The organism is Xanthomonas arboricola (assembly GCF_002940665.1).
Taxonomy (GTDB): domain Bacteria; phylum Pseudomonadota; class Gammaproteobacteria; order Xanthomonadales; family Xanthomonadaceae; genus Xanthomonas; species Xanthomonas arboricola_B.
In genome coordinates this window covers 601487-615599 of sequence record NZ_MIGY01000002.1, presented here as the reverse complement: position 1 = coordinate 615599, position 14113 = coordinate 601487, and the positions used below count along the sequence as shown (strand labels likewise).

General features: G+C 65.7%; 13 protein-coding genes and 4 tRNA genes. 3 read left to right on the top strand and 14 right to left on the bottom strand.

Translation table 11 applies throughout. The features are described from left to right. Positions 1 to 140: 140 nt before the first annotated feature. Together XarjCFBP7645_RS09780 and XarjCFBP7645_RS09775 are read right to left on the bottom strand one after the other, a co-directional pair. On the bottom strand, positions 141 to 902 hold the full coding sequence (locus XarjCFBP7645_RS09780) for a sulfurtransferase (protein WP_104537334.1): 762 nt from the start codon (positions 900 to 902) through the stop codon (positions 141 to 143). A gap of 35 nt (positions 903 to 937) precedes the next feature. Then, positions 938 to 1303, bottom strand: a complete 366-nt coding sequence (locus XarjCFBP7645_RS09775) for a DUF6164 family protein (protein WP_104537333.1) — start codon at positions 1301 to 1303, stop codon at positions 938 to 940. Between the two features lie 61 nt (positions 1304 to 1364). Here XarjCFBP7645_RS09775 and XarjCFBP7645_RS09770 point away from each other — a divergent pair, with 61 nt between their 5' ends. Further along, positions 1365 to 1796, top strand: a complete 432-nt coding sequence (locus XarjCFBP7645_RS09770; protein WP_104537332.1) for an FKBP-type peptidyl-prolyl cis-trans isomerase — start codon at positions 1365 to 1367, stop codon at positions 1794 to 1796. Positions 1797 to 1807: 11 nt separating this feature from the next. Continuing rightward, positions 1808 to 3067, top strand: a complete 1260-nt coding sequence (locus tag XarjCFBP7645_RS09765) for a TIGR03862 family flavoprotein (protein ID WP_104537331.1) — start codon at positions 1808 to 1810, stop codon at positions 3065 to 3067. Here the strand turns inward: XarjCFBP7645_RS09765 and XarjCFBP7645_RS09760 are convergent. Further along, the gene (locus XarjCFBP7645_RS09760) at positions 3051 to 4343 is read right to left on the bottom strand and encodes a nucleotide sugar dehydrogenase (RefSeq protein WP_104537330.1); all 1293 of its coding nucleotides are present in this window, start codon (positions 4341 to 4343) and stop codon (positions 3051 to 3053) included. The two genes, XarjCFBP7645_RS09765 and XarjCFBP7645_RS09760, sit on opposite strands and share 17 nt — an antisense overlap. A gap of 143 nt (positions 4344 to 4486) precedes the next feature. Between XarjCFBP7645_RS09760 and XarjCFBP7645_RS09755 the strand changes: the two genes are divergently transcribed. Then, a tRNA-Leu gene (locus XarjCFBP7645_RS09755) sits at positions 4487 to 4570 on the top strand. A gap of 547 nt (positions 4571 to 5117) precedes the next feature. Here the strand turns inward: XarjCFBP7645_RS09755 and XarjCFBP7645_RS09750 are convergent. The 11 genes from XarjCFBP7645_RS09750 to XarjCFBP7645_RS09700 all read right to left on the bottom strand — a co-directional run bounded on the left by XarjCFBP7645_RS09750 (position 5118) and on the right by XarjCFBP7645_RS09700 (position 14110). Continuing rightward, positions 5118 to 5193, bottom strand: a tRNA-Gly gene (locus XarjCFBP7645_RS09750). 81 nt (positions 5194 to 5274) lie between these two features. Next, positions 5275 to 5348 (bottom strand) — tRNA-Cys (locus XarjCFBP7645_RS09745). A 68-nt stretch (positions 5349 to 5416) separates the two neighbouring features. Beyond that, positions 5417 to 5492, bottom strand: a tRNA-Gly gene (locus XarjCFBP7645_RS09740). 36 nt (positions 5493 to 5528) lie between these two features. Further along, positions 5529 to 6161 carry a CDP-diacylglycerol--glycerol-3-phosphate 3-phosphatidyltransferase gene (gene pgsA, locus XarjCFBP7645_RS09735; protein WP_104537329.1) on the bottom strand — a complete coding sequence of 211 codons (633 nt, stop codon included), beginning with the start codon at positions 6159 to 6161 and terminating at the stop codon, positions 5529 to 5531. Beyond that, positions 6161 to 8017: an excinuclease ABC subunit UvrC gene (gene uvrC / locus XarjCFBP7645_RS09730; protein WP_104537328.1), complete on the bottom strand. Its 1857-nt coding sequence runs from the start codon at positions 8015 to 8017 to the stop codon at positions 6161 to 6163. The genes pgsA and uvrC overlap by 1 nt, the downstream gene beginning before the upstream one ends. After that, the gene (locus tag XarjCFBP7645_RS09725) at positions 8014 to 9432 is read right to left on the bottom strand and encodes a hypothetical protein (protein ID WP_181126275.1); all 1419 of its coding nucleotides are present in this window, start codon (positions 9430 to 9432) and stop codon (positions 8014 to 8016) included. Before XarjCFBP7645_RS09725 ends, uvrC begins: the two co-directional genes overlap by 4 nt. Positions 9433 to 9455: 23 nt before the next feature. Next, positions 9456 to 9920 (bottom strand): low molecular weight protein-tyrosine-phosphatase, encoded by a 465-nt coding sequence (locus tag XarjCFBP7645_RS09720; protein ID WP_104537326.1) that lies wholly within the window; start codon positions 9918 to 9920, stop codon positions 9456 to 9458. Beyond that, on the bottom strand, positions 9917 to 10696 hold the full coding sequence (gene kdsB / locus XarjCFBP7645_RS09715; RefSeq protein ID WP_104537325.1) for a 3-deoxy-manno-octulosonate cytidylyltransferase: 780 nt from the start codon (positions 10694 to 10696) through the stop codon (positions 9917 to 9919). Before kdsB ends, XarjCFBP7645_RS09720 begins: the two co-directional genes overlap by 4 nt. 149 nt (positions 10697 to 10845) lie before the next feature. After that, positions 10846 to 11883, bottom strand: coding sequence for a tetraacyldisaccharide 4'-kinase (gene lpxK / locus XarjCFBP7645_RS09710; protein WP_104537324.1), 1038 nt, complete (start codon positions 11881 to 11883; stop codon positions 10846 to 10848). Beyond that, complete coding sequence (gene msbA, locus XarjCFBP7645_RS09705) at positions 11880 to 13649, bottom strand: lipid A export permease/ATP-binding protein MsbA (protein WP_104537323.1); 1770 nt, start codon at positions 13647 to 13649, stop codon at positions 11880 to 11882. Before msbA ends, lpxK begins: the two co-directional genes overlap by 4 nt. Further along, positions 13646 to 14110 carry an ExbD/TolR family protein gene (locus XarjCFBP7645_RS09700; RefSeq protein WP_104537322.1) on the bottom strand — a complete coding sequence of 155 codons (465 nt, stop codon included), beginning with the start codon at positions 14108 to 14110 and terminating at the stop codon, positions 13646 to 13648. The genes msbA and XarjCFBP7645_RS09700 overlap by 4 nt, the downstream gene beginning before the upstream one ends. Between the last annotated feature and the right edge of the window lie 3 nt (positions 14111 to 14113).

The window sequence follows — 14113 nt, the reverse complement described above, 5'->3', positions numbered from 1 at the left end:
CAACGTATTACGTCTGAGTCAGAGCGCGAAAGCACCCTGCTGCCACGTGTCGTGGTAGGCATTGGATGCGCTATCGCGGCATGACCGGATGATGCGAGCGCTCCAGATACGCGAACATCGGGCAATTCACGCGCGCTCGGTCAGATTTTTCCTGCTTCGGTACTGGGCGCGCCGTCCACCAACGGCCGCAATTGCGCATCCAGTGCAACGCGTTCGTCGAACACGAAGCAGCGGCCGTCGTAGCCTTCGCCGCCGACTTCTTCGAAATAGCCGAGGATGCCGCCCTCGAGCTGCAGCACGTTGTCCATGCCGTCGGCCTGCATCCATAGCGCAGCTTTCTCGCAACGAATGCCTCCGGTGCAGAAGCTCACCACGGTGGCGTCGGCCAACGCCGCGCGATGTGCTTCCAGCGCAGCCGGCAGGTCGGTGAACTTGTCGATCGGCAGCGTCAACGCGCCCTGGAACGTGCCGTACGCCACTTCCTGGGCATTGCGCGTGTCCAGCAGCACCAGCGGGCGGCCACGATCGTCGTGCCCTGCCCGTATCCATTCGCGCAGCGTGGCAGGCGTCACCGCCGGCGCACGGCTCTGCAGCGGCGAGGCATCGTCGCGGCGAAAGCTGATGATCTCCGGCTTGACCTTCACCTTGAGCCGCGCGAACGGCTGCAGCGCGCTCAGGCTGTACTTGACGCGCATCTGCGCAAAGCGCGCATCGGCCTGCAGCCACGCATAGAAGGCGTCGATCTGCTCGGCTTCGCCGGCCAGAAACAGGTTGATCCCCTCTTCGGCCACCAGCACCGATCCTTTTAAGGCTTGCTGCCCGGCGTGTGCCAGGACGCTGTCGGCGAGCGACTGCGGGTCCTGGATGGTGACGAATTGGTAGGCAGCGGTATTGGTGATCATGCGGCCATTTTAAGCCGATGCGGCCGCAGGTGCGATCAGCCGCGCAACAGCAGGAACGGCAACAGGACCAGCGAGGCGACAACCAGCATGCCGACCAACGTGGCGATCACGAACAGCGGCCGCTTGCGCAGCAGCGCGCCGAAGGTTTCGGCCGTGCCGGCAGCGAGCGCATCCCGGTGTTGCGCTCGCGCGAGGGCGCCACGCCGGGCCTGATACGCGTCCATCAGCGCCTTGGCGCGCGGGTAATCGGCATCGTCGCTGAGCCAGATACCGCCGGCGGAGATGCCCCAGTTGCTGGGCCGGGTTTCGTAGATCTGCACCAGATGCTCGCGCATCAGCGCCCGCACCTCGTCGGCTTCGTCATCGGGAACATTGCGCAGATTGAGCAGCAGCTTGGCCATGGGCGCGATGATACCGGGAGCCAGGTGCGATAATGGCGCACTCTCTTTGCTGGACCACCCCATGCGCCTTCTGTTGACGCTTTGTGCTGCCCTGCTGCTCGCGGGCTGTGCGCCTGCCCTGCCGCCGTCCGGCGGCACCATCGCCACGTTCGAGCGAATCGACCGCAAGGTCGGCACCGGTGCCGAAGCCACAGCGGGCGCGATGGTCACCGTGCACTACACCGGCTGGCTGTACGACGAAAAAGCCGCCGACAAGCACGGCAAGAAGTTCGACAGCTCGCTCGACCGCGCCGAGCCGTTCCAGTTCGTGCTGGGCGGCCATCAGGTGATCCGCGGCTGGGACGAAGGCGTGGCCGGCATGCGCGTGGGCGGCAAGCGCAGCTTGATGATTCCGCCCGCGTACGGCTATGGCGACAATGGCGCAGGCGGGGTGATCCCGCCCGGCGCATCGCTGGTGTTCGATGTGGAATTGCTCGGCGTGCAGCCGCGCTGAAGGTCTGAGCAATGACGGATGCGAGCAAGCGGCGGCTGGCCGTCATCGGTGGTGGGCCGGCCGGGCTGATGGCGGCAGAGGCGGCATGTGCGGCGGGCCTTGCGGTCGACCTGTACGAAGCCAAGGGTTCGGTGGGGCGCAAGTTCCTGATCGCCGGCAAGGGTGGCTTGAACCTCACCCACTCCGATCCGATGCCGTTGTTTGCGCAGCGCTATCGCGAGCGCAGCGAGGCCGTCGCATCGTGGCTGCAGCAGTTCGATGCGGACGCGCTGCGCGCCTGGGCGCGCGATCTCGGCGTGGAGACCTATGTCGGCAGCTCGGGGCGCGTGTTCCCGATGGATCGCAAGGCCGCGCCGCTGCTGCGCGGCTGGGTGCGCCGACTCAAGGAACAAGGCGTCGCGTTTCATGTGCAGCATCGCTGGCTTGGCTGGGGCGATGACGGTGCGCTGCGTTTCCATTCGCCCACCGGTGATGTCGAACGCACCGCAGATGCCGTGGTGCTGGCGCTCGGTGGCGGCAGCTGGCCGCAGCTCGGCTCCGATGGTCTCTGGCAAGGCGTGCTGCAGGAACGCGGCATTGCGGTGGCGCCGCTGGTGCCGGCCAACTGCGGCTTCGACATCGCCTGGAGCACGCATTTTGTGCAGCGGCATGCCGGTGCGCCGCTCAAGCCCGTGGTCGCGCACTGGCAGGATGGCAGCGGCACACCGCAGCAGTTGCAGGGCGAGTGCGTTGCGACGTCCACCGGCATCGAGGGCAGCCTGATCTATGCGCTGGCTGCGGATCTGCGCGCGCAGATCGATGCCGATGGCGTCGCCGAGCTTGGCCTGGACCTGCTTCCGGGACGCTCGCTGGAACGCGTCAGCGCCGAACTGGAAAAACCGCGCAAGGGACGCAGTTTCAGCGAGCATCTGCGCCGGCAGGTGGGTATCGACGGCGTCAAGGCCGCCTTGCTCTACGAACATCTCGGCAAACAGGCGGGCAGCGATCTCGCGCTGCTGGCGCGTACGCTCAAACGCTTGCCGTTACGCCTGTTGCGGGCGCGACCGCTTGCCGAGGCGATCAGCTCGGCCGGTGGCGTGCAGCTGGAGGCGCTGGATGCGCAGCTGATGGCGCGCTCCCAGCCTGGCGTGTTCTGCGCCGGCGAGATGCTCGACTGGGAAGCGCCGACCGGCGGCTATCTGCTGACCGCCTGCTTCGCCAGCGGATTACGCGCCGCGCATGGCGCGGTGCAGTGGTTGCAGCAGAACGGCCGCGCTACAGACGATCGCTGACCGCCTCGCGCGGCCACACCGATTTGACGTCGTAAATCACCGCACCCGGTTTGCCCAGAGCTGCGATGCGCCGGGTGTCGTAGTCGCGGTACTGCGCATGCGCGACTGCCAGCACAACGGCGTCATACGCGCCTTCGTCCGCAACCTCGCACAACTGCACGCCGGCATGATGCAGCGCTTCTGCAGGGTCGGCCCACGGGTCGCAGGTGTCGACCTGCACGCCCGCGGCTTGCAGCAGCTGCACCAGCTCCAGCGCTCGGCTGTTGCGCAGGTCCGGGCAGTTCTCCTTGAAGGTGGCGCCCAGCACCAGCACCCTGGCCTGCGCGAGCACCACACCACGCGTGGCCAGCATGCCGCAGACGCGCTCGGCCACGTGCCGGCCGACGCGATTGTTGACCTGGCGCGCGGTGTGGATCAGGTCCGGGTGATAGCCCACGCTTTCGGACTTGTGCATCAGGTAATACGGATCCACCCCGATGCAGTGACCACCGACCAGGCCGGGACGGAACGGCAGGAAATTCCACTTGGTTCCTGCAGCCTCCAGCACATCCAGCGTGTCGATGCCCAGCTTGTCGAAGATCAAGGCCAGCTCGTTGACCAGCGCGATATTGACGTCGCGCTGGATGTTTTCCACCACCTTGGCGGCCTCGGCCACGCGCATCGACGGCGCCCGCCAGGTGCCGGCGGTGATGATGCTGGTGTACAACGCGTCGACCGCATCGGCGGCTTCTGCGGTGGAGCCTGACGTGATCTTGCGGATATCGCGCAAACGCCGCTGGCGGTCACCCGGATTGACACGCTCGGGGCTGTAGCCACAGAAGAAGTCGTCGTTGAAACGCAGCCCCGATGCGGCTTCGAGCAAGGGCACGCAGACTTCTTCGGTGGTGCCCGGATAGACGGTGGATTCGTAGATCACCAGGTCGCCGGGCTTGAGCGCAGCGGCGATCAGCGTGGTGGCACCGCGCAGCGGTTCCAGGTCGGGCTGCTCGAAGCTGTCGATCGGCGTCGGCACGGTGACGATGAAGATGCTGCATGTAGCCAGGTCCGCAGCGTTCGCGGTGTAGCGCAACCGGGTGGCGGCAGCCAGCTCGGTGTCGTCCAGCTCCAGCGTGGCGTCGTGGCCGTCGCACAGTTGCCCGACCCGCTGCGCATCGATGTCAAAGCCCAACGTATCGCGTTGCTCGCCGAATGCAACGGCCAGCGGTAAGCCGACATAGCCCAACCCAATCACGGCGATGCGGGCCTGCAGCGGAGCGAGTAGCGTGGTGCGGGACATGCGGCTTCCTTCAATCGTGCGCAGCCGGTTGCTGCGCGCCTGCGCGGTGGGAGCATAGCGCAGGCAGCCATCCGGCCATCAGTGCGGCAGGCCTGCGACGCAGCGATTCACAATCGGTGCGTAATCAGGCACGCTATCGCAATGCCCGGGTGGCGAAACTGGTAGACGCAAGGGACTTAAAATCCCTCAGCTGCAAGGCTATGCGGGTTCGATTCCCGCCCCGGGCACGTTCTCAAGGCGCTGCAAGTCGCGCAACGCCACCAACGCGCCAACAAGTCTCGCGCGCTACGCCGTCGCAACTATCTCGCATGGCGATCCATGCCGCTTCTGCCTCGTGTATTGCAAATGCGTGGCGCGTCCTCAGGCAAATCCTCCGCTTCGTACATCACCGCAACCGTCAATGCATCAAAGGCTGAGGTGGAGGGCCGCGGGCGGATCAGGCATCAACGCTAAGGGTGATGTCGACGGTGACACCAAGACCTGGTCTAACCAAGATGGAGCGGCACGCCCCTCCTCGCATAGCGAATGCAGGCAGCTCGGCTTTTGCAATGTCTCCTAACAGCATTGATCGCAGTACCCACACATTGCCCCGCGCAACGATGCGATCTTGCCTGCGGCAGAAACGGCGCATTCAGTGCACTGAACAATCGGGCCAGGTACGCGGTCCAGCGTCAGCGGGAAGAAAACAAGCACTTGCCTTCAAGAGCAACGTCAGACAGCAGCATCGACCCATAAAAAAACCTCGTATATCGCTAGATATACGAGGCTTGAATTTGGAGCGGGAAACGAGACTCGAACTCGCGACCTCAACCTTGGCAAGGTTGCGCTCTACCAACTGAGCTATTCCCGCGTGGAGCAAAATTGTACAGCTTGTTACTTCGTTGCGCCAGTCCTGTCGCCGTTGCCGGCGCATGAAACAACGCATGCAATGTGGAGGCCTGGGCCGGAATTGAACCGGCGTACGCGGATTTGCAGTCCGCTGCATAACCACTCTACCACCAGGCCGAAACATCAAACCCAAGGCATCCTGCCTTGAAACAACGAGACCTCCGGCAAGGGGCCTTGTCTACATCTGGAGCGGGAAACGAGACTCGAACTCGCGACCTCAACCTTGGCAAGGTTGCGCTCTACCAACTGAGCTATTCCCGCTTGGGAGGCGAAATTCTACAGCGAACAGCATCGCTGTCAACTATTGCTTTCGACTTTTTTTGGTTTGCTGGTGATCGCGGCTTTTTCGTCGGCGCGCAGGCTCGGCCAGGCGGCCTGCAGGTACTGGAATCCGGACCACAGCGTCAGCAATGCGGCGATCGCCAGCGTCCAGTAACCGGCGCGGAAGATCAGGTTGCCGAACCAGATTTGGTGTGTGGGCATCTGCCCCGGCGTCACCGAATACAGCAGGCAGAGCAGCGCGACCATCTGTGCGGTGGTCTTGACCTTGCCGATCACCGCCACCCGTACCTTGGCACGCTGGCCGATTTCGGCCATCCATTCCCGCAACGCCGACACTGCGATTTCGCGGCCGACGATGACCGCCGCCCAGAACGCCATCCACGGCGTGGGGTGTCCCTGCACGATCAGGAACAATGCCACTGCAACCATCAACTTGTCGGCCACCGGGTCCAGGAATGCGCCGAAGGCCGAATACTGGTGATAACGCCGCGCGACCCAGCCGTCCAGCCAGTCGGTGATGGCGGCCAGCGCGAACACACCGGCGGAGGCGAAATTGGTCCAGGTGTACGGCAGGTAGAACACCACGACCAACACCGGGATCATCACGATCCTCAGCAGTGTCAGCCACGTGGGGATGGTCAACTTCATTACGGACTCGACTCGCCTGCCGCATCGGGAAGCGCCAGCCCGTGCAGGTTAGCGTAGATTCGCGCGGCAAGTGCGGCATTGACGCCCTCCACCCGCGCAATCTCGGCCTCGCCGGCGGCCTTGAGCCCGACTAGGCCACCGAAATGCTTGAGCAGGCTCGCGCGCCGGCGCGGACCGATGCCGGGGATATCCTCCAGCTTGCTGGTCATGCGCGCCTTCTGGCGGCGCCCGCGGTGACCGGTGATCGCAAAGCGGTGCGCTTCGTCGCGCACCTGCTGGATGAACTGCAGTGCCGGCGATGCCGCGCCCGGGCGCAGTTCGCGGCCGTCGGCCATGATCAGCGCCTCGTGCCCTGCCCTGCGCTCCTCGCCCTTGGCCACGCCGACCAGCAGCACATTCTCGATGCCCAGATCTGCTAGCGCGCCCTTTGCCTGGGCCAGCTGACCGGCGCCGCCGTCGATCAGCAGCACATCCGGCAGCACGCCGTTTTCTTCCACCGCGCGTCGAAAACGTCGTTCGATGGCCTGGCGCATCGCAGCGTAGTCGTCTCCCGGCGTGATCCCGGAAATATTGAAGCGTCGGTATTGGCCGCGCACCGGCCCGTTGGCATCGAACACCACGCACGAGGCCACCGTCGCCTCGCCCATGGTGTGGCTGATGTCGAAGCACTCCACCCGCCTGACCTGCTCTGCCAGCCCTAGCATCTCGCGCAATGCCTCGCTGCGTGCGTGCTGCGCGCTCTGGCTGGTGAGTTCGGTGACCAGGGTCAGCTGTGCATTGCGTGTCGCCAGCAGCAGATAGCCGGCACGCTCGCCGCGCACGTTCCACTTCAACGTCACCTTGTATTCGGCGGCGGTGCCGAGTGCGGCTTCAATCAGCTCGGCATCGGGAATTTCCCGATCGAGCAGGATCTCGCGCGGCGGCGAATGTTCTGCGTAGTACTGCGACACGAACGCAGCCAGGATTTCGGCAGCGCTGTCTTCGCCATTGGTCTTGGGAAAGAACGAGCGCGTGCCCAGGTTGCGGCCGTCGCGGAAACTCAGCAGCAGCACACAGGCCTGACTGGCTTGCGTGGCGCAGGCCAGCACGTCCAGATCCGCCGCGCGGCCGTCCACGTACTGGCGGTTCTGCATGCTGCGCAGCGAGGACAGCAGATCGCGCAGGCGTGCGGCACGCTCGAATTCCAGCGCCTCGCTGGCCTGCTGCATCGACTGCATGATCTCTTCGCCGAGCTGGTCGCTCTTGCCTTCCAGAAACATGGTGGCGCGGCGTACCGATTCGGCGTAGTCGGGCGCGGCGACCAGCTCCACGCAGGGCGCGCTGCAGCGGCCGATCTGGTATTGCAGGCACGGCCGCGAGCGGTTGCGGAACACGCTGTCTTCGCAACTGCGCAGCTTGAACAGCTTGTGCATCAGGCTCAGCGTTTCGCGCACGCCGGTAACGCCGGTGTACGGGCCGAAGTAGCGCCCCTGCACGGCGCGCGGGCCACGGTGCAAGGCGATGCGCGGCCACTGCTCACGCGTCAGCAGCACGTAGGGATAACTCTTGTCGTCGCGCAGCGACACGTTGTAGCGCGGCGACAGCGACTTGATCAGCTGGTTTTCCAGCAGCAGCGCTTCGGCTTCGCTGCGGGTCACGGTGACGTCCATCCGCGCGACTTGCGACAGCATCGAGGTCAGACGCGCATTCTTCGGTGTGCCGTTGAAATAGCTGCCCACGCGCTTGCGCAGCGCACCGGCCTTGCCGACATACAGCAGGGTGTCGTCGCCCGCGTACATGCGGTAGACGCCGGGCGCGGTGCTCAATTGCGCAGCAAACGCCTTTCCATCGAAATCGGATTGGAGCCTTGCGTTCATGCTTCTATCGAAACATCGCGCAGTTCGCCGCTCGCCAGGTCATAGCGCAGCACGGCATGGGCATCGGTCTCGGCAATCCACACCGCACCGGCGGCGACCGCCAGCCCGGCCGGGCCATGCAGGCGACGTGGCAGCGCGACCGTGGTCAGTTCGCCGCCGCCCAGACGCAGGCAGCGCAGGCGGCCGTTGCCGGTGTCGGCAATCCACAGCACCGGCGACTCGGCAGCCAGCGCGATGGCTTGCGGAAACTGCAGGCGCGCAGTGCCGCGCGGGCCGTCCTCGTCGCCGAACTGCCAGGTGCCCTGGCCGCCGACCAGGGTCTGTACCAGATCGCCGCGCAATTGCATGGTGCGGATCGACGAGCCCAGGCCATCGCAGATGTAGGCCACCTGCTGCACCGCTGCCAATCCGGCCGGCTGCGCGAACGCGGCCAGATGCCCGCTGCCGTCGCGAATCTCGAGCGCGCCGGTACCGGCGAGCGCGCTCAGTGCGGCGCTGCCCAGGTGATAGCTCCAGATGCGGTTGTCGCCTGCCATGGCGATCAACACCTGATTGTCGGCAACGGCCAGGCCTTGCGGGTAGTTCAACGCCGAGGCGCCGGCGAATGCCAGCGCCCCCTCGACCGGCTCGCCGGAACGACCGGTGCCGCACAAGGTATCGACCTGCCCGCTGCGCAGGTTGATGCGGCGCAGGGCATGATTGCCAGTGTCGGCGACATACAGCTGGTCGCGCTCCAGCGCCAGGCCTTGCGGGCGCCGGAACGCCGCTTCACCGACGCCACCATCGATGAAGTCCGCGTTGCCATGGCCGAACTGGCGCAGCACGCGGCCGCCATGCGTGCATTCGAGCACGCGGTGATGTCCGGTGTCGGCGATGTACAGACGGTCCTCGGTGGCGGCAAGACCGGTTGGAAACCGTAGTTCCAGGCGCGGCTCGGGATCGCGCTCGACCACCGCCTGGAGATCGGCATCCGATGGCGGCTGCTGGCCTTCGCACAGTGCGACCAGCGCCTTGTCGAGATCGCCGGTCACCCCGACCAGACGCTGACGTTCACGGCCATAGGCATCGAGCAGCACCAGCGTGGGCCAGGATTCGACGCCGAAACGACGCCAGCTCTCCCAATCCCTGTCGAGCAAAATGGGCGCACTGACACCATGACCGCGGAGCTGCTTGAGCGCACGTTGCGGCTCGCGTTCGCTGTCAAAGCGCGGCACCTGCACCACGATCACCTGCAGCCGGCCGGGGCTGCGTGCCTGCCAATGCGCCAGCTCGGCCAGGCGCTCGGCGCACCACACCGAGCTGGCGTTGACGAATGCCAGCACCAGCGCCCGCCCGCGATGCTCCTGCAGGGTGGAAGGCCTGGCATTGAGCCAGGTAGGAAATTCCGGCAATTCCTGGGTGAGCTGGGCAGTCATGGCGTAATTATGCCCAAGCCCGATTAGCCGCGGGTGAGTCTGGCCACGGTCTGGCGCGCAGCGGTATCGACCAGCTGCCAGGCCCTCTCGAAATCGTCCATGCCCCCGCTATAAGGGTCGGGGATGTCGTCGCGCTCTTCCACCCCCGCCCAGGGCAGCCACAGCGCGATCCGGTCGCGCAGCGGCGCCGGGGCGAGGCGTTGCAGATCGCGCAGATTGCTGGCATCGGCGCATAGCAGCCAGTCGAAGTGTTCGACGTCTGCGGCACGCACCTGGCGAGCGCGCAATCCGGAGATGTCAACGCCATGGCCGTTTGCACAGCCAATTGCGCGCGGATCGGGTGGATCGCCGGCATGCCAGTCGCCGGTGCCGGCCGAATCGACCTCGATCCGGCGCGACAACCGTGCCGCGTCCAGCCGCGCACGCAAGGCGCCCTCGCCCATCGGCGAGCGGCAAATATTGCCCAGGCACACGATCAGTACCCTCATGCCGCTGCCGCGCGCGTTTGCGCGCGCGCCAGATCGTCCGGCGTATCGATGCCCGGCGGGAAGTGTTCGGGCGTCAACGCCACTGCGATGCGGTAGCCGGCCTCCATCACGCGCAATTGTTCCAGCGACTCGATACGCTCCAGCATGCCGGACGGCATTGCGGCAAAGCGCTGCAAAAACCCTGCGCGGTAGGCGTAGATTCCGATATGGCGCAACCATTGCCCATCACCGGGCAAGCTGTCGCGCTGACTGGCAAAGCTGTCGCGATGCCAGGGAATCGGCGCGCGGCTGAAATACAAGGCGTCGCCACCTGCGCTACGCACCAGCTTGACCACATTCGGATCGAACAGCTCGTGCGCGCTGTCGACCTGCGCGGCCAGCGTGGCCATTTCGGCGCCGGAGTGCAGCAGCAGTTCGGCCACCGCACGGATACCGGCTGCGGGCGCGAACGGCTCGTCGCCCTGCAGGTTCACCACGCAGGTGTCGGCCTCCCAGCCGGCGATCCGTGCGCATTCGGCAAGCCGATCGGTCCCCGATATGTGTTCGTCGCTGGTCGTCGCCACGTGCACGCCGGACACGCCTCCGATCACCTCGGCAATGCGCGCATCGTCGGTGGCCACCCAGACCTCGCGCGCACCGGCCAGCAGCGCCCGCTCAGCGACATGCTGAATCATCGGGCGATCGCCGATCAGTTGCAGCGGCTTGCCCGGCAAGCGCGTTGAGGCGTATCGCGCGGGAATGGCGACGACGAAATCTGCAGGCGTTGAGGTGGTCATACGTGCGCGCTCTGGAAAGCAGGAAGAGTTGAAGAAACGAGATAACCGAATCGCATGATGTCGTTGTGTGATTGAGCGAAAGGTCCCGCGACGGTGGGTGGGCAAGGACCCTGCAACCAGGCCGCAGATCACCACTACCGGCGCAGCGTTCAAACGCCCTGCCGGCTTGCCAACTTGTCCAGTCGATCCAGCAGGCTCACCCAGAACGCCGCCGGCAACTCTGCCTTGAGCGGCACGCTGTACAGCCACTCGTCGGCGAACGGCCGGCACTTCACCGCGTCTTTTTCCGTCATCAGCACCGGCAGGCGGCTGCCGAAACTGAAATCCGCCGCGCGATAGACGTGGTGATCGGGGAACGCATGCGGCACCACGCCGATGCCGCGCGCGCGCAGCATCGCGAAGAAGCGTTCCGGGTGCGCGATCCCGGCCACCGCATGCACGCGTTGACCGGCCAGCCTGCTCAATGGTTGAGCGCGCTTACCATCCATCGGTTGCACGCTGTCGATGCTCAGGCGCATCTGCCATTCACCGAATCCGGCGTCATCGGGCCCGGATGGCGTCGCTGCTGCGCTGGCCTGGCCCAGATTGACCACGCGGAAATCGCAGTCGCGTGCACGCGCCGCTGGTTCACGCAGCGGCCCGGCAGGCAACAGGCGCCCGTTGCCGTAGCGGCGCTGGCCATCGACGACTTCGATCTCGACATCGCGGGCCAGCCGGTAGTGCTGCAGCCCGTCGTCGCAAATGACGATGTCGCAGCCCGCTTCGACCAGGGCGCGCGCCGCGGCCAGGCGATCGCTGTCCACGCGCACGCGTGCGCCGGTCTTCCAGGCGATCAGGACCGGCTCGTCGCCGCCGAGCGCGACCGGCGTGTCCGCCTCGACCCAGCGCGCCGTGCCTGATTCGTCACGGCCATACCCGCGACTGGCGACGCCGGGCGTCCAACCGGCCTCCTGCAACTTGGCGACCAGGGCAATCGTCAACGGCGTCTTGCCGGTGCCGCCGGCAGTGACATTGCCCACCACGATCACCGGCACCGGCACGCCGTGACGCTTGCGCCAGCCGCGGCGATACAGGGCTCGTCGCAGCGCGATGGCAGCGCCGTAGACCGGCGCCAGCAGGCGCGCCGACAGCGGGATCGGTGCATTGTCGTACCAGTAACCCGGCGTGCGGGTGCCGCGCTTGCTCATGCCTGACGTTCGCGAAACTGCATGCCGTGCAGGTGCGAGTACAAGCCGCCCTGCTCCAGCAATTGGTGATGCGTGCCGCGCTCGACGATACGGCCCTGATCCATCACCAGCACCTGGTCGGCATGCTCGATGGTGGACAGGCGGTGCGCGATCACCAGCGTGGTACGGTCCGGCATCAATTTGTGCAAGGCGTCCTGCACCAGGCGTTCGGATTCGTTGTCCAACGCTGCGGTGGCTTCGTCCAGGATCAGAATCGGCGCGTCCTTGAGCATCGCGCGCGCGATCGCCAGACGCTGGCGCTGGCCACCGGACAGGCGCCCGCCCTTGGTGCCCACATGCGACTGCAGGCCGTCGGGCAATTGCGCAACGAACTCCATCGCGTTGGCGCCCAGGATGGCGCGTTCCAGCTGGCCGGCGTTGGCAGTGCGCATTTCGCCGTAGGCGACGTTGTCGGCGATGCTGCCGTCGAACAGCATCACCTGCTGGCCGACCAGCGCGATCTGCCGACGCAGATCGGCCAGCGCGTACGCCTGCACCGGATGTCCGTCGAGCAGGATCTGCCCGGCTTCCGCTTCGTAGAAGCGCGGAATCAACTTGATCAGGCTGGACTTGCCGCTGCCGGAGCGCCCGACGATGGCGGTCACCGTGCCCGGTTGCGCCACGAAACTGACCTCGGCCAGGGCCGAATTCACCTGGCCCGGATAACGCGCAGTGACATCGCGGAATTCGATCAGGCCCTTGGCGCGCGTCAGCGGCACCGCGCCCAGATCGGGCTCGTCGGGGCTGTCCAGCACCGAGAACAGGCGCTCGGCCGAGGCTAGGCCGCGCTGCACCATGTTCTGCACATTGGTGAGCTGCTTGAGGCCCGGAATGATGGTCAGCATCGAGGTCATCAGCACCACGAAGTCGCCGGCGGTCAGCCGCCCGGCCAGCGCCTGGGCACCGGCCACGAACAGCAGCGCCGACAGACCGATCGCGCCGATCATCTGCACCGTGGCGGTGGAGATGCCACGCGTGGATTCGACCTTCATCGCCAGACGCAGATTGCGATCGGCCAGTGCGCCGTAGCGCTCCATTTCGGTCTGCTGGGCGCCGTAGATCTTGACCTCCTGATGACTGGACAAGGTCTGGTCGGCCGCCTGCAGCAGATGCGCGCCGCTTTCCTGGATGCTGTGGCTGATGCGCCGGTAGCGCCGTGCCACCTTGTCCATCACCCAGGCCAGCACCGGCGCCAGCACCAGGATGGTCAGCGTGACCTGCCAGCTATGCCACAGCATCAGCGCCAGCGCGCCGATCACCTGCAGCGACTGCTGGATCATCACCTTGACCGCATCCACCGCCGCCTGCGCCACCTGGTCCGAGTCCGAGCCCAGGCGGATCAGCATCGACGGCACCGGCTCGGAATCGAAGCGCGATCCCGGCAGGCGCAGATACTTGGACATCACTTTGACGCGCAGGTCGCGCGCGATGCTGCGTGCGGATTTGCCCATCGCCATATCGGTGATGTAGCCGGCGACCCCGCGCACCACGAACAACAGGATGATCTGCACCGGCAGCCAGCGACTGACTTCGGCATTCTTGTAGATGAAGGTTTCGTCGGTGATCGGCTTCATCAACGCCAGGAAGCCGGTCGTGCCCGCCGCTTCGATCAGCGCGGCAATCAGCGCGGCGACCAGCAACAGGCGATACGGCTTGGCGAAGGCCAGCAGGCGACGGTACGTGCGCCAGGACGAAACTGGCGCCGGGCGGTCGTTGAAGGTGGTCACTGGCGGGTTCCGTTAGTGCGTGTCTGGCCGGTCGTAGGTGTCGCCCCGGCTTGAGGCGCTGTGGCGATCGCGATCCGGCGGAAGCCGAGTTGCCCCAATGCATCCTGCGCGGTCACTACCGCTTGATACGGCGTACGCGCATCGGCGCGCAGCAACACTGTCTGCTCGCGGTCGTCGCCAGCGAGCTGGGCGATGGTCTGCTTGAGCGCGTCCACGTCCGAACGCAGCACTTCCTGGTCGTTGATGAAGTAACGCCCATCGGCATTGACCAGCACGCTCAACGAACGTGGCGGCGCGCTGCTGTGTTGGTCGCTGGCGGTCGGCAGCTGCAGCTGCAGCGTGGAGCGTGCGTCGAAGGTCGTGGTCACCACGAAAAAGATGATGAGGACAAGGATCACGTCAATCAATGGCACCAGATCGATCTGCGGCTCGTCCTGGCCTCGGTCACTGCCGATGCGCATCCG